The organism is Kribbella sp. VKM Ac-2569 (assembly GCF_004216905.1).
Lineage (GTDB): Bacteria > Actinomycetota > Actinomycetes > Propionibacteriales > Kribbellaceae > Kribbella.
In genome coordinates this window covers 870,053-884,136 of record NZ_SGXJ01000004.1, presented here as the reverse complement: position 1 = coordinate 884,136, position 14,084 = coordinate 870,053, and the positions used below count along the sequence as shown (strand labels likewise).

Genomic DNA, 14,084 nt, shown 5'->3' with positions numbered 1-14,084 from the left:
TCCATTACGCGATGACCTGCACACACAGGGCGAACATCGATGCCGCGACGGCACCACCTGGTCAGTGGTCGTCGTACGCGGCGGCCAACTCGGCCACCAAGGGCCCTCCGGTCGCAGCCGTGCTGCTGAACCAGGGGTGATTGCTGCTGCCGTTGACGAGGTCAGAGATGTCTGAGCGAGCAGGACCGCCGTGGAAGAGCGGTCCGGTGGTGGGAGCGAGTGCATCGAGAAGGCGAACGAGCCGGCGGTTGCGGGCTCGCAGACTGCGCGACAACCGCGACTCCGCCGCCGCACGTCGCCACTCGCTCAGAACGAGCTGTGCGCGCCGCTGACGTAGCAGGTCGGTGTCGGACGCGGCCGGCTCCGCACTGTCAGCGTCGAAAACATCCGCGCGCAGGTCCTCGACCGACGCCCCACGAAGCGGCACAACCTCGGTGAACACGGGCGTTCCAGCAGCGCTCGTGTGTAGCGACAGCAGTGCCGGAACCTGAGCCTCACCGGAACGACAGTCGACGAGGCGCACCATCAGCCGATCAGCGACGACAGGAGACGGCTGCGGCGCGAAAGCAGGCACAACCACGCGCACCGCCGTACCTTGTGGGAGCAGTTTTACGTCGCTACCGACGATGCGGGCACGTAGTTGTCGCGGGTCAACCCCACTGGTTGCTAACTCCGAGAGTGCCCCAACCACGGGCGCCGCCGACTTCAGAGGCGCCAGAGCGACCCGTTCCCACGCGGTCTGTACCGCGGCCAGCACCGCGTCCGGCCCGTCAACCTCACGAGCCAACGAGGCATACCCGCTAGCCAATCGGGACAGCCCTGAAAAGAGTGCCCTAGGCAACGATGCCCCGGCGAGCCCGTTCAGGTACGTGCTGACCTCGTCGGCCGACCGGCGAGCGAGGACAACGGCACGATCGACAAAGGTACGCCGGAGCGCGCCCGACCGAAGCGTCGTCGCAGCACGAGCGCGGACGATCGCACGCTCGGCGTCCAGCAGCCCTTGATTCAAAGGCAGCTGCAACCACCAGTCCAACGCATCGATGACCGCAAGCCGTCGCCAGACCGTGGCCGGCGCAACCTCGAGCGGTACGTCGACCTTCGCATCACCCGACGCGAGCAGCCCGGTCACCTCCCGTACCGCGGCCGGCCCGAGCAGCGCCTCGAGCAGATCCCGATCCGCTGCGGCCCAGCGCCGTACGTCGATCGCATGCCAGCGCGACGGGTCGGCGAGATCGATCTCGACAGCGACCCCCGGCGCCAGTTCCGTCGCCCGCACCAGGTCGGCCGGCGTGGATCTGGAGAGCCGTACGTCGGGGAGCCCTGGGGCAGTCCGGAGGGTCAACATCAGGTCGAACCCTCCTTCACACGCGGACGGTCGGCGCTCGCCATCGTTGTCGAAGTCAACGATCTCGAACAGCGCACCATCGGATGGAGACGATCTCCAAAGGTTATGACCCAAGTTCCGCCTGGTAAAGGCCGTGTAAAGCGAGCGCCGATCAGGCGGCCTGTGCCAGCATCCAGGCCATCCGCGCACCGGTACGCGCCGGGCAGCTCGCCGGCGCGGGCGAATCGGTCCACGGCGGCTCCGGCCGCTCCGCCAGTTCCAGCAGGGCCAACCGGCGCAGACCGTGGTACCCGCCGGCGCGGCCCCAGACTGTCTTCGTCATCGTGCCCGCCCGTGGCAGCGGCAGCTGTCGCAGGTCCGTCGCGCTGCGCAGGAACCCTTCCCGGCGCCGATCGCGTAGCTCACTGAGCTGCTGACCGACGAGCGGCCGGCCCTCGTCGGTCGCCAGCTCGGTCAGGCTGGTGTCGAGATCGAGCTCCAGCCAGGTCAGGTACTCGACGAAGGCCAGCACCAGAATGTGGCGGTCCTGACGCATCCCACTCGGCCGGTCCGCGGCGAGGCTACGGAGGTTGCTGAGCTCGCTCTGCTCCCGCCAGATCAGCCGGATAGTCCGGTACGCAGGGCCCGCGTGCTCGGGTGGAAGCGCCAGCCGTACGACGTCGGTGGTGGTCACGACCGGTACGCCTGGCTGGTGGCGAGCGATACCGGCTGCCGCGACGCCTAGCGTCTCCCAGGCTCGCCCGTGCTCACCGGCCGCGCGGAACGCCATCGCCCGCGCCACGGTCCGCAGATTCGTCCCCAGATACGCGTCCGCGACGCGGCCCGCACCGAGCACCCGCAGGGCCGTTCGCCAGTTCCCTGACTCCAATGCGCCGATCGCCTCGAGATCGCCTGCCGCGATCGTCGGTGTGGCTGATGATCTGCGCATCGGGCACCTGCTCAGGTTGGTACGAACACCCCGTCCGGTCCTCGAGAGCTCCTATCTCCGCGCGTCGCGTGGTTTCAGTTGGCTTCAGGTCGACTTCAGTATTACGGTAGATCCACGGTGTAACTGCGGTCAATCGCCAGTTTGTCAGGAGCAATGGCGATCGGAGCCGTATAAGAGAGCCCCATTCCTAGGACAGCAGGACGGCCGGGTGACCCCCGGCGGTGCGCAGTACAGCAGGGCTCGGTGAAGTCGGGTAGAGCGGGGTGTAGGATCAGCCGATCCGCCGCACCCGCAAGTTGGTCGACCATTTACGGGAGTGAGAGTGGCCCCTTCTCCAGAGGCCGTACGACTCGCCAGGCGACTTCGGGACCTCCGGGAATCCGAGCGACTGACTCAGAAGGACGTGTCGCGCAGATTTACCACCGGCGAGTTCCGCGTCGCGGTGGCGACGATCAGCTCGTGGGAGTCGCAGACCAACCCGAAACTTCCCCCGGAAGAGCGGCTGCGCTCGTACGCGCTGCTCTTCGCGATGTCCGAAGTACCCGAACGGCTGCCACGCGAGCAGGACCTGAGCGGAGCCGAGCGCGAGCGTTTCAACGCGCTGCATCGCGAGCTGACCATGCTGCGGGAGGACATCCGCCACCAGCAGGCGGGCTCGCCGACGTCCAACAGCTCGTACACCTTCGACTTCGAGTCCGGCCGGATCACGTTGATCTGCCCGGAGGTGCCCGAGCTGGGACGTTCCTCGCTCGCGGACGAGAAGAACCCGAACCACACCAAGCTGTACAAGTACGCCGACCTCGACGCACTGATCGAGATGTGGGGTCACGTACGCGCCTCCAACCCGGAGCTCCGCGTACGGCACCGCCTGCCGACGGAGGTGAGCGCGGACCACCTGTCCGGCCATCTCATCCTGATCGGCGGTATCGCCTGGAACCGGGTCACCAGCAGGCTGCTGCGGGTGCTCGACAATCTGCCGATCCGGCAGCTGTCGGTGCCCGATCTGGCCGACGGCGAGATCTTCCGCTCCCGCGACGGCCAGGAGTACCGGCCGATCTGGGAGGAAAGCAAGGAGCCCGTCCCCGAGGACGAGGCGCCGTCGCAGGAGGAGCTCGAGGCTGAGCAGGCCCAGGACGCGTGGCGCGACGAAACCCCCCGTGAGCTCGTGGAGGACGTCGCCCTGTTCGCCCGGCTGCCCAATCCCTTCAATCACAGCCGCACCATCACCATCTGCAACGGGGTCTACAGCAGGGGCGTGCTCGGCGCGGTCCGGATGCTGACCGACGACGCGGTCCGCGAACGCAACGAGGCCTATCTGGCCGAGAGGTTCCCGAACGGCGTCTTCGGCCTCGTGATGCGGGTACCGGTGGTCAACGGCGAATCCGTGACCCCCGACCTGGAAATCCCGGAGAACCGCCTCTTCGAGTGGTCTCCCGAGGACGCTGACAAATGAATCGCAAGATCAAGCAGATCCAGTCCCACGCCAACCTGCTGTTCGACGCGTCGGTGCCCGTCGCGGGCAGCGCGAACACCCGGCTGGACGCCATCGTGGTGCCTGCCGCGCGGCCGGCATCGGAGTTGCAACACGTCATCAGCCTGGCCGCCACCTTGGCCGTCCCGCTCGTCATCCTGTGCAGTCGGCAGGCGCAGCTCAGGCAGGTCGTCCGCCGGGTGGAGAGGACCTTCGGTGCCGAGGCTCTCGTCATCGAGGTACCGGAGAGCTACCGGCCTCCGTGCCCGACCCCACTGACCTCCGCCCACGAGTTCCACCTGGCGTCGGCCGAACGGTCCAGCGACCTCAGTGTCAAACGCAACATCGGTCTGCTCCTCGGCCGGTTGCGCGGTTGGAGCAAGATCCTGTTCGTCGACGACGACATCCGCGGGTTCAACCCGCGCGATGTCGCGCGCCTGGCCGGGTACCTCGACCGGAGCCCGGTTGCGTCGATGGTCAGCCGGGAGTTCCCGGACAACTCGGTGGTCTGCCACGCGCGCCGGACGGTCGGTTTCAAACAGGACGTCTTCGTCAGCGGCGCCACCCTCGGCGTCAACCTGCAGCACCGGGGTCTGTCCTTCTTCGCCGATATCTACAACGAGGACTGGTTCTTCTTCGCCCGGCACGCCGCGGAACGGACACTGCCGAAGGTCGGCGAGGTCAGTCAGTTGGAGTATTTCCCGTTCGCGGATCCGCTGCGGGCGGGACGCGAGGAGTTCGGCGACCTGCTGGCCGAGGGCCTGTACGCCGCCTTCGAGAGCGGGCGGCGGAGCTTCGACGACCACCTGCGGACCGCGCTGCACCCGAGCCACTGGCGGGAGTACAAAGAGGTCCGGCTCGAAACGATCGAGAACACGCTCACCGCACTCGAGCAGGTCGGTAAATGGCTCAGCCAGACCGAGTACGACAACATGGAAGAGTCGTTGACCACCGCACGCAAGTGGTCGGCCAACATCTCTCCGGACCTGTGCGTGAGCTTCATCGAGAGCTGGCAGGAGGACGGTCAGCGCTGGCAGCAGATGCTCAGCAGGCTCCCTTCGAGGCTGAGCGAGCGGGACGCACTGGCCGAGCTCCAGCTGCAGAGCTGGCGTTCATGTGGCTATGGCCGACCCACCGAATCGGAGACGAATCTCGCGCCGGCCGGAGCCGTCTGCTAGGAGCTGACGTTCTCCGGTCGCGTAGAAGCCCAGTCGCTCGTACACGTGGCGTGCGATCGTGTTCGTGTCCAGGACCCAGACGCGCCACTCGGTGACGTCGGGTTCGACCGCAGCCAGTTGCCCGAGGACCGCTCGCAGTACGCCGTTGCGGCGGTATCTCGGGTCGACCCAGACCGACTCGATGTGGCGTTCGTACGCCGGGCGGGCGGCGACGCGGACCGAGCTTGCCAGGCCGATGATCCGGGTGTCGGCGCGGGCCACGGCCCACTGCATGCGGGTGAAACGTTCGCGCCAGCCGTCCTCACCGACGGTCACCTCGTCCTCGTAGTCGGCGATGTACGCCGACGGCGAATCCTTCAGGGCCCGGAGACGGACGTCCCGGGCGATCGGCCAGTCGTCGGCACCGAGTATGGCGAGTTCCAAGGTCCCGGACCCCTTCGGGAGATGGCAACAAGGCATCCATACCAGTGTCGCCGTTTCCCTCGATCACCAAACCGCCGAGCACCAAACAGCCGGGCGGACAATGTCACATCCGGTGACCGGTTTCAGCGGCAGATTGCCTGGTCCACGAAGGCGTCGACGGACTTGTCCGGGTTGTCCGGGAGGTGCGGAGTCACGGCGACCGTGACCTGCCGCCGGGTGTCCTCCGTGGAGAACGAGTAGGCCTGGTACGCGAGGGCGTCGCCGTCGTTGCCGTACACCCTGACCTTGCAGGTGGTGTCGTGCCACGACAGCCCGAGGCCGTACTTCCCGTCCGAGGTACCTGGCGTCTTCATCGCGTCGAGCAGCCGGGCCGGGAGCAGATGCCCGCCGAGCAGGGCCGCGAAGAAGCGGTTCAGGTCGCGCGTCGTGGAGATCATGTCGCCGCCGGCACCGAACAGCGTCGGGTTCATCTCGGTGAAGTCGAGTTGTGCACCGTCCTTCGGGATGTACCCGTGCGCGTGCGGTCCCTTGATGTACGGCGACGTACCGGGAAGCGTCGTACCGTGCAGCCCGAGCGGGCGGATCAGGCGGCGCTCGATCTCCTCGGCGTACGTCCGTCCGGTCGCCTTCTCGATGATCTCGCCAATGAGCAGGTAATTGGTGTTGGAGTAGTCGTACCGCGAGCCCGGCTTGTCGAACACGGGCGGATTCGCGAGCGCCCGCTCGATCTGCTCGGGCGCGGTCCACGTGCGATAGCGCAGTGCGTAGAACTCCGCGCTCGGCGGCATCGGCAACGTGTCCTTGAAGTCGTACAAACCGCTGGTGTGGTTGAGCAATTGGCGCACTGTGATGTTCGCGCCGTTCGGCACGACACCAGGCAACCAGCGCTCTACCGGGTCCTCGAGCCGAATCCGCTTTTCGGCAACGAGTTGCAGTACGACGGTGGCGACAAACGTCTTCGTGATACTCCCGATCCGGAACCGCCCCGCCACCGGAACCTTTCGCGAACTGCCGAGTTCCGCAACCCCACTGCTCCCCCGCCAAACCGCGCCGCCGTCCCGCACTTCAGCCACCGCCCCGATCGCCGCCACGTCGTCGAGCCCCTTCTGCAACGGCGAAGCCACTCCCGGCGTCAAGCCGACAACCGCCGCCGTCACCAATGCCACCAGCATCCCGATCTCCTCTTGTGTGTCCGATGCCTCAACCCTTCCGGCAGCGGACTCCACAAACATCGGGGATCGCCCCGGGTTTCACCCCGTCAGACGACTGGTCAACGCCTTCAATTGTTCAGTGGTAGCCCCTGAGTTCAGCAGATACTCACGCGTCCCGCCGTACCGCTGCTGCGAGGTCCCTGACGTTGCTGCAGGCAACTTATGCCGCGGCGGTGGCTTCCGCGAGCTGCTCCGGCGTGGGCTGGAGCTGCGGTGTGGCGAAGGTCAGCAGGACGTTGGCGACGGCAAACGCAGTAGCCGCGAGCAGGCCGCGCTCGTACCCGGCCTGGAGCGCCTGGAGCTGGGTCGCGCCGTGCGTGAGTTCGTTGGTGGTGTGGGTGATGGAGAGCGTGGTGACGATCGCCAGCCCCAGCGCGCCGCCCACCTGGTACATCGCGTTGACGACACCCGACGCCGCACCGGCCTCAGCGGGACGGACCTCGGAGACCGCGTTGATCTGACCGGGTACGCCGACGCCGATGATGCCGAATCCGAAGATGATCAGACCGGGAAGCAACTGCGAGCTGTAGCTACCGGTGGCATCCGCCTGCGACAGCAGAAGCAGCCCGATGACGCTGAGCACCGCACCGGCGAGCTGAACCGTCCGCGTCCCGAACCGCTGCACCAGCTGCGACGCAAGGACCGCGCCGACGATCGCCGCACCACCCATCGGCAGGAAGTGGATGCCGGCATCCAACGCACTGTCCCCGCGAACCTGCTGTAGATAAATGGCCGTCAGGAAGAACATCGACAGGAACCCGGCACCGTTCAACGCGAGCGATGCGCCTGACACGCTCAACGCCCGCGACCGGAACAACCGCAACGGGACGAGCGGAGCAGCCGACCGCCTCTCGACCAGGACGAAGGCCGCCAGCAGGACGACACCCGCGGTCAGTACGCCGACGACCTCGAACGATCCCCATCCGGACGGCTCCGACCGCACGACGCCGTACACGACTGCCATCAGGCCGGTCGTGGCGAGCACTGCCCCGAGCGTGTCGAAGGTACGGCGACCTGTCGCGTGCCGTACGTCGGGGACGAACACCGGGATCAGCGCGACCAGTGCGAGCACGATCGGCACGTTCACGAAGAACACCCACTGCCAGCTCAGCGAGTCGACGAGTACGCCGCCCGCGACGACACCGAGTGTCCCGCCGAGGCCGGCCAGACCGCCCCAGACGCCCATCGCGATGTTGCGTTCACGTCCGTGGGCGAAGGTCATGGTCAGGATCGCCAGCGCGGCCGGCGAGAGCAGCGCGCCGCCGAGGCCCTGGACGGCCCGGGCCGCGATCAGGAACTCGGGCGAGTTGGACAGCCCCGCGACCAGCGAGGTGACACCGAACAGCAGCAGGCCGCCGGTGAACACCCGGCGCGGCCCGAGCAGGTCGGCCATCCGCCCGCCGAGCAGCAGGAAGCCGCCGAAGAGCAGCGTGTACGCGTTGATCACCCACTGCAGGGAGTCGGCGGAGAAGTTCAGGTCCGCCTGGATGTGGGGCAGCGCGACGTTCACGATCGTCACGTCCAGCACCACGATGAACTGCGCGAGAGCCAGCACCGCCAGGGTGGCCCAAGGATTGCGTCGCATCGCCGACCTCATTCGGTAAACAGATTTTGTCTACACCGTATGTATACGGCGTAAGCTTACGCAGTAGACGGTAGGTCTACGGTGTAGACTTGTCAACGTGATCACCAAAGAGACCTCGCGCCGCCTCGATCCGGAGAAGGTCGTCGACACGGCGCTGACCATCGCCGACGACGAGGGACCGGCCGCGGTCTCGTTCCGGAAGTTGGCCGCGCAGCACGACGTGACGCCGATGGCGCTGTACCGGCACTTCAAGGACAAGGACGACCTGCTGGCAGCGCTGGGCGACCGCTTGCTCGCGGACGTCGTACTGCCGGAGCCGACCGAGGAGCCGTGGGACGTGCAGCTTCAGGCGCTGCTGGGTGCGTTCGTCACCGCACTGCGCGCGCACCCACGGCTGGCGGACCTGACGCTGTCCCGCATCCTGGTCGCCGAGCCCGGACTCGCGCTGGCCGAGCGGGCGCTGGGCCTGCTCATCGAGGGCGGATTCTCCACCGACGATGCGGCCGAGGTCGGCCGGCAGTCGATCTGCTCACTGATCGCGCTGGTCACCACCGACCCGATCGTCCGCGAGGTGAACGACCCGGAGGCCCGTGAGGCGTCGCTGCGGCGAAAGCGTGCCTCGCTCGGCGCCCTGTCACCCGAGCGCTACCCGCTGATCACGTCCGCGGCGGGCGCGCTGGTCTGCCCGTCGTCCCGGGACCGGTACTACGACCTCGGCCTCGAACTCGTCGTCGCCGGCATCCGCGGTGTGGCCCGAACCTAGGGCGTGTGAGCGCGGCGGAGGCGGCCGGAGAGGACTACGCTCCGAAACGGAGCGATACCACTCTCTATGGAGGTACACCGATGGCGGGGAAGTTCGAGCTGTACAAGGACAAGTCCGGCGAGTTCCGGTTTCGTCTGAAGGCCGGCAACGGCGAGGTGATCGCGACCAGCAGCGAGAGCTACACGACCAAGGCCGCGGCCGAGAACGGCATCGAGTCGATCAAGAAGAACGCGGCCGACGCGAAGGTCGACGACCAGACCGACTGAACCCCTCTGCAAAACCCTGTAAAACCCTTTAAAACAAGGAGGGTTTCTCCACGATATTGTGGAGAAACCCTCCTTCGTCGTCTCAGAGACCGTCGGCGAACTCGACCCCGCGGACCTCGACACCGAGGCCCTCGATGCTCGCGTCCGGGATCATCGCGGCCAGCTCGCAGGCGCGCTCCCGGGAGGCCACGTCGACCAGGTAGTAGCCGCCGAGGAACTCCTTCGACTCCACGAACGGCCCGTCGGTCACGGCCGGGAGCCCGTCGCGGACCTTGACCACCGCGGAGTCGGCCGGCTGCTGCAGCGCGACCGTGCTGTGGAACTCGCCCGACGCCTTGATCGTGTCGATGAACTTCTGGTGTCCGCCGCCGATGGCCTGCTGCTCCTCCTCGGTCAGCGCGGCGAGCACGTCGGGGTTGACGTTCAGGACCAGTAGGTACTTCACGATGTCTCCTTCGCATACGGCCCCCGTTGGTGGGCGCCTCTTATCCATCAGTACGGAGCGGGCCGACGTACCTTGACATGCCCTAGCTTCATTCCATGACCGAGCTGAGTTTCACAGATGTCCGGGCCGCAGCGGATCGCCTCGCCGGAGTCGCACACCGTACGCCGGTCCTCACGTCGCGGACGCTCGACGAGCGCGTCGGGGCGCAGGTGTTCCTCAAAGCGGAGAACTTCCAGCGGATCGGCGCCTTCAAGTTCCGCGGGGCGTACAACGCGATCAGCCGTCTCACGCCGGAGCAGCTCGCAGCGGGCGTGGCGGCGTACTCGTCGGGCAATCACGCACAGGCCGTCGCGCTGGCGGCACGCCTCGCCGGGACATCGGTGGTGATCCTGATGCCCGAGGACGCTCCGCCGACGAAGCTGGCCGCGACCCGTGGGTACGGCGCCGAGGTGGTGACGTACGACCGGTACACGCAGGACCGGACCGCGCTGGCTCAGGAGTTGGCGACCGAGCGCGGGCGGACGTTGATTCCGCCGTACGACCACTACGACGTGATGGCCGGGCAGGGAACCGTGGCGCTCGAACTGATCGAGGAGGTCGGGCACCTCGGCGCGCTGCTGGTCCCGGTCGGCGGCGGCGGGCTGATGGCCGGCTGCGCGACCGCGGCGACGATGATGTCGCCCGGGATCCGGATGATCGGTGTCGAGCCGGCCGCGGGCGACGACCACGCCCGGTCGCTGGCGGCGGGTGAGCGGGTGGAGATCGCCATACCGCGGACGATCGCGGACGGGCAGGCGATCTCGACGCCGGGCGAGCTCACGTTCGCGGTGAACCAGCGGCTGGTGGAGTCGTTCGAGCTGGTCAGCGACGCGGAGATCCTGGACGCGATGGCGTTCGCGTTCGAGCGGCTGAAGATCGTGCTGGAGCCGAGCGGGGCGAGCGCCCTGGCCGCATTGCTGGCCGGACGGATCCACGGGCTGCCGGAGCGCGTCGGAGTGGTGCTGTCAGGCGGGAATGTAGGGCTGGAGCGCTTCCACGAGCTGCTCGGAAATAGCTGAAGACGCAAGAACTTTAGGGTGCCCTGACCACCCTCTGTGCCCGTTGTCACAGAAAGCCACCATGGAATGTGACCGAGGTCACATGAGAGCGCTCATTTGCCGCCTCAGCCCCGCTCAGACGCGCTCAGGACACCAGGTGTTCACCACGGCTTCCTGACCCGTCAGCAGCCCCCTCAAGGCCATTTGGGAGCGTCTTTGTCGATCTGAGGGTTTGCGTCGTGATCGTTCTGTTATACAGTCGTCGGCGGTTCGGTAAACAACACGAACCGCACACGGGTCAACGCCGAGCCCTGCCAGGGCCCATGTGCTCCCCTCGAACTACATGGCAGGGGTGGGGGACCCATGAAGTTGGGTCTCGACCGTGAGTGGCCGAGACCCTGGGGTGAAGTCCGCGGGAGCGGACCGGGCTATGAATCCCAGCCCGAACCCGACAGCTAACTTCACAGGCGTCGGGAGACAACCATGCCCGTCACTGCCCGACGGACGTCGCTTCTGCGCGCCGTCAGCCAGACCGCTGAGTCCAGTACGAACCGGCCTACCGGCCGGACTCTGGCGAAGCACCGTAGGTCCACCCGTCCGGGAACTCCCCGGGCTGCCGCCGCCGTTCTGACGGTCGGCCTGGCGGTAGGCGGTGGAGCCGCTCTTACCGTCAGCACCACCCCCGCTGCTTCCGCGGCGACCACCTCAGCCACCGCGACGACGACGCCGCGTGGGTACTGGAGCATCCCGAGCAAGCCGCTCCTCCGGTTCCGCGACAGCGGCCCGACCGTGAAGTTCGTCCAGAGGGCCCTGCACCTGGGTCCGGACGGCTACTTCGGCACCAGCACCGTCCGGGTGCTGAAGAAGTTCCAGACCTCCTGGGGTCTGAAGGCCACCGGCTACATGGACAAGAAGACCTGGGGCCGGCTGACCTGGGCCGCCAAGCACAAGGTGCTCTACGGCAAGTACGGCGCCAGCAGCGGCACCACCACGTTCCGCGCCAAGGTGCTCCGCGAGGCGGCCAAGCTCAAGGGCACGCCGTACCGCTACGGCGGCACGACGACCCGCGGCTTCGACTGCTCCGGCTACACCGGCTTCGTGTACAAGAAGGCCGGCAAGAAGCTGCCGCGTACGTCGCGCGCGCAGTACAGCGCGACCAAGCACATCAGCCGCAAGGCCGCCAAGCCGGGTGACCTCGTGTTCTTCCGCAACGGTGGCGGCGGTGTGTACCACGTCGGCATCTACGCCGGCGGCAACATGCTGTGGCACTCCTCGAGGCCGGGTCGCCCGGTCGCCAAGGCGAAGATCTGGACCAGCAGCGTGGCCTTCGGCCGCGTCTGAGTCCTGACCGGCCGGCGTCCTTCCCCCCATTGGGCGCCGCCGGTCGTCAGCGTCCTATCCCCCCAGGCACGCTGACTTCCGAAACCGGCCCGAACCGTCGCCCCCACCCCTCCGACGGATCGGGCCGGTTTCCTTCTGCCGTCTTCGTGCGACTGGTTCAGTCGTCGAGGAGGCCGGCTTCGTAGGCCAGGATCGCGACCTGGACGCGGTTGGTCGCGCCGAGCTTCACCAGGGCGCGCGAGACGTGCGCCTTCACGGTGGCCTCGCTCATGAAGAGCTTCCGGCCGATGTCGGCGTTCTGCAGGCCGCGGCCGACCGCGACCAGCACTTCCCGCTCGCGCTCGGTCAGTTTGTTGATCCGCTCCTGCGCGGCCCGCTTCCGGTCGGCGCGTGGATCCCCGGCGAAGTGCCCGATCAGCCGCCTGGTCACCGCCGGCGACAGCATCGCGTCCCCGGCCGCCACGACCTTGATCGCCTGCACCAATTCCCGCGGCGGCGTGTCCTTGAGCAGGAACCCGCTAGCCCCGGCCTGCAACGCCCGGAACACGTAGTCGTCGAGGTCGAACGTCGTCAGTACGACGATCTTCGGCGGATCCGGCAGCGCCTGCACCTCCCGGGTGGCGGCCAGCCCGTCCAGCCGCGGCATCCGGATGTCCATCAGGACCACGTCCGGCCGGTGCTCCTTCACCATCCTCGCTGCGTCTGCGCCGTCCTCGGCCTCGGCGACCACCTCGAGCTCGTCGTCGGACTCGAGGATCATCTTCAGCCCGGCCCGCACCAGCGCCTCGTCGTCCACGATCAGCAGCCGAGTCATCGCTCTCCTTCTTCTCCGTGCAACACCGCGTCTCCGCGCAACACCTCTACCTGGTCCGATATCTGTTCGCGGCCGTCCGCCCACGGCAGCCAGGCTTCCACCCGCCAGCCGCCTTCCGACGTCGGTCCGGTCCACAGCCGGCCGCCGACCAGCTGCACCCGCTCGCGCAGACCGACCAGCCCGGCACCGGCGCCAGGCAGCAGTGAACCAGCAGCCACCGGCCGGACGTTCGTCACCCTGACCGTCACGCCTTCGCCGCGTGCGCCATGGACCTGTACGTCGGTCGCGGCACCGCGCGCATGTTTGTGCACATTGGTCAGCGACTCCTGCACCAAGCGGTAGACGGTCCGCCCGACAGACACCGGCACGTCGTCCGGCAGCGAGACGTCGTACCCCACGGCGACTCCGGCGTCTCGCGAGGCCATGATGAGCCGCTCGAGGTCCGAGGCCTTCGGGACGGGCGTCAGGTCCGCCCCGTCCACGCTGATGTCGGACCGCAGTACGCCGAGGACCTCGCGGAGATCCTCCATCGCCTGCCGGGCGGTCTCGCGGATCAACCGGGCCGAGCCCTCGACCTTGTCGGGACCGACGGACGGGTTCACCTCGAGACCGCCGGCGTGCAGCGCGATCAGCGAGACCTTGTGGGCGAGGACGTCGTGCATCTCCTGCGCGATCCGGGCGCGCTCGCCCAGACGGGCCTGCTCGCTGCGCAGTTCGCGTTCGGCCTCGGCGCGTTCGGCGCGATCCCGCAGCGACGCCATCAGGTCGCGACGCGCCCCGACGTACGCGCCGATGGCGATCCAGGTGCCGACCAGGAACGGTCCGGTGAAGATCGACACCCAGATCTGATTCTCGGTGCCCCAGCTGTTCAGCACGTAGGCGGCGTACGCGGCCAGGCCGAGGATCGCGAGGGCGATGTCGCGGCGGCGGATCGCGAGCGTCAGCAGGGCGAGGCCCATCGGCACGAAGACCGACCCGGTGAGCATCGCGACAACGGTGATCGCGGTGACGGTCACGGGGAACCGCCGGCGCCAGAGCAGTGCGACGGAGGCGACGATGCCGGCGCCCAGCGTGTACCAGTCCTTGGGGTTCCAGCCGCCGGCGCCGGACGCGGCCTGCAGGACGATGGTCAGCAGGCCGAAGGCGACGTACAGGAAGTCGCGCAGGCGCGGGGCATGCCTGACCCACCAGGCGTACCACCGGCGCAACCGTCGCATTCCGTCACTGTAGTTCGACGGCCGACGCGATCACGTCCCCCATCCGGGTGGGGTTCAGGG

The 14,084-nt window shown here is 67.7% G+C and carries 14 protein-coding genes and 1 riboswitch; of the genes, 6 read left to right on the top strand and 8 right to left on the bottom strand.

The window, feature by feature from the left end:
- Window positions 1-61 precede the first annotated feature (61 nt).
- Window positions 62-1,345 carry a hypothetical protein gene (locus EV649_RS30855; protein WP_130387105.1) on the bottom strand — a complete coding sequence of 428 codons (1,284 nt, stop codon included), beginning with the start codon at window positions 1,343-1,345 and terminating at the stop codon, window positions 62-64.
- 151 nt (window positions 1,346-1,496) lie between these two features.
- Window positions 1,497-2,273 (bottom strand): hypothetical protein, encoded by a 777-nt coding sequence (locus tag EV649_RS30850; protein ID WP_130387104.1) that lies wholly within the window; start codon window positions 2,271-2,273, stop codon window positions 1,497-1,499.
- 403 nt (window positions 2,274-2,676) lie between these two features.
- Here EV649_RS30850 and EV649_RS30845 point away from each other — a divergent pair, with 403 nt between their 5' ends.
- On the top strand, window positions 2,677-3,726 hold the full coding sequence (locus EV649_RS30845; protein WP_241998841.1) for a hypothetical protein: 1,050 nt from the start codon (window positions 2,677-2,679) through the stop codon (window positions 3,724-3,726).
- Complete coding sequence (locus EV649_RS30840; RefSeq protein WP_130387102.1) at window positions 3,723-4,922, top strand: hypothetical protein; 1,200 nt, start codon at window positions 3,723-3,725, stop codon at window positions 4,920-4,922. The genes EV649_RS30845 and EV649_RS30840 overlap by 4 nt, the downstream gene beginning before the upstream one ends.
- Here EV649_RS30840 and EV649_RS30835 read toward each other — a convergent pair.
- From EV649_RS30835 to EV649_RS30825, 3 genes are all read right to left on the bottom strand, one after another.
- Window positions 4,857-5,345, bottom strand: a complete 489-nt coding sequence (locus EV649_RS30835; RefSeq protein WP_157996351.1) for a GNAT family N-acetyltransferase — start codon at window positions 5,343-5,345, stop codon at window positions 4,857-4,859. The two genes, EV649_RS30840 and EV649_RS30835, sit on opposite strands and share 66 nt — an antisense overlap.
- Before the next feature lie 122 nt (window positions 5,346-5,467).
- Window positions 5,468-6,517, bottom strand: a complete 1,050-nt coding sequence (locus tag EV649_RS30830) for a serine hydrolase domain-containing protein (protein WP_130387100.1) — start codon at window positions 6,515-6,517, stop codon at window positions 5,468-5,470.
- 199 nt (window positions 6,518-6,716) lie between these two features.
- Window positions 6,717-8,141 carry an MFS transporter gene (locus tag EV649_RS30825; protein WP_130387099.1) on the bottom strand — a complete coding sequence of 475 codons (1,425 nt, stop codon included), beginning with the start codon at window positions 8,139-8,141 and terminating at the stop codon, window positions 6,717-6,719.
- Between the two features lie 97 nt (window positions 8,142-8,238).
- Here EV649_RS30825 and EV649_RS30820 point away from each other — a divergent pair, with 97 nt between their 5' ends.
- Window positions 8,239-8,904, top strand: a complete 666-nt coding sequence (locus tag EV649_RS30820) for a TetR/AcrR family transcriptional regulator (protein WP_130387098.1) — start codon at window positions 8,239-8,241, stop codon at window positions 8,902-8,904.
- Between the two features lie 80 nt (window positions 8,905-8,984).
- Window positions 8,985-9,170, top strand: coding sequence for a YegP family protein (locus tag EV649_RS30815; RefSeq protein ID WP_130387097.1), 186 nt, complete (start codon window positions 8,985-8,987; stop codon window positions 9,168-9,170).
- 82 nt (window positions 9,171-9,252) lie between these two features.
- Here the strand turns inward: EV649_RS30815 and EV649_RS30810 are convergent, their stop codons facing one another.
- Window positions 9,253-9,615 carry a YciI family protein gene (locus EV649_RS30810; RefSeq protein WP_130387096.1) on the bottom strand — a complete coding sequence of 121 codons (363 nt, stop codon included), beginning with the start codon at window positions 9,613-9,615 and terminating at the stop codon, window positions 9,253-9,255.
- 95 nt (window positions 9,616-9,710) lie between these two features.
- Between EV649_RS30810 and EV649_RS30805 the strand changes: the two genes are divergently transcribed.
- Both EV649_RS30805 and EV649_RS30800 read left to right on the top strand, forming a co-directional pair.
- Window positions 9,711-10,673, top strand: coding sequence for a threo-3-hydroxy-L-aspartate ammonia-lyase (locus tag EV649_RS30805; RefSeq protein WP_130387095.1), 963 nt, complete (start codon window positions 9,711-9,713; stop codon window positions 10,671-10,673).
- 271 nt (window positions 10,674-10,944) lie between these two features.
- A riboswitch (cyclic di-AMP (ydaO/yuaA leader) is annotated at window positions 10,945-11,136 on the top strand.
- Entirely contained in the window at window positions 11,136-11,993 is an 858-nt protein-coding gene (locus EV649_RS30800) for an NlpC/P60 family protein (protein ID WP_130387094.1), read from the top strand. It overlaps the preceding riboswitch by 1 nt.
- Window positions 11,994-12,150: 157 nt before the next feature.
- Here the strand turns inward: EV649_RS30800 and EV649_RS30795 are convergent, their stop codons facing one another.
- On the bottom strand, window positions 12,151-12,807 hold the full coding sequence (locus EV649_RS30795) for a response regulator transcription factor (RefSeq protein ID WP_130387093.1): 657 nt from the start codon (window positions 12,805-12,807) through the stop codon (window positions 12,151-12,153).
- On the bottom strand, window positions 12,804-14,024 hold the full coding sequence (locus EV649_RS30790; protein ID WP_130387092.1) for a histidine kinase: 1,221 nt from the start codon (window positions 14,022-14,024) through the stop codon (window positions 12,804-12,806). Before EV649_RS30790 ends, EV649_RS30795 begins: the two co-directional genes overlap by 4 nt.
- Window positions 14,025-14,084 lie beyond the last annotated feature (60 nt).

What these genes read in the sequence shown, in the direction of transcription:
- EV649_RS30800 (WP_130387094.1), top strand. Translation starts at nt 11,136, where the DNA reads ATGCCCGTCACTGCCCGACGGACGTCGCTTCTGCGCGCCGTCAGCCAG.
- EV649_RS30795 (WP_130387093.1), bottom strand. Translation starts at nt 12,807, where the DNA reads ATGACTCGGCTGCTGATCGTGGACGACGAGGCGCTGGTGCGGGCCGGG.
- EV649_RS30850 (WP_130387104.1), bottom strand. Translation starts at nt 2,273, where the DNA reads ATGCGCAGATCATCAGCCACACCGACGATCGCGGCAGGCGATCTCGAG.
- EV649_RS30825 (WP_130387099.1), bottom strand. Translation starts at nt 8,141, where the DNA reads ATGCGACGCAATCCTTGGGCCACCCTGGCGGTGCTGGCTCTCGCGCAG.
- EV649_RS30790 (WP_130387092.1), bottom strand. Translation starts at nt 14,024, where the DNA reads ATGCGACGGTTGCGCCGGTGGTACGCCTGGTGGGTCAGGCATGCCCCG.
- EV649_RS30840 (WP_130387102.1), top strand. Translation starts at nt 3,723, where the DNA reads ATGAATCGCAAGATCAAGCAGATCCAGTCCCACGCCAACCTGCTGTTC.
- EV649_RS30805 (WP_130387095.1), top strand. Translation starts at nt 9,711, where the DNA reads ATGACCGAGCTGAGTTTCACAGATGTCCGGGCCGCAGCGGATCGCCTC.
- EV649_RS30855 (WP_130387105.1), bottom strand. Translation starts at nt 1,345, where the DNA reads ATGTTGACCCTCCGGACTGCCCCAGGGCTCCCCGACGTACGGCTCTCC.
- EV649_RS30830 (WP_130387100.1), bottom strand. Translation starts at nt 6,517, where the DNA reads ATGCTGGTGGCATTGGTGACGGCGGCGGTTGTCGGCTTGACGCCGGGA.
- EV649_RS30815 (WP_130387097.1), top strand. Translation starts at nt 8,985, where the DNA reads ATGGCGGGGAAGTTCGAGCTGTACAAGGACAAGTCCGGCGAGTTCCGG.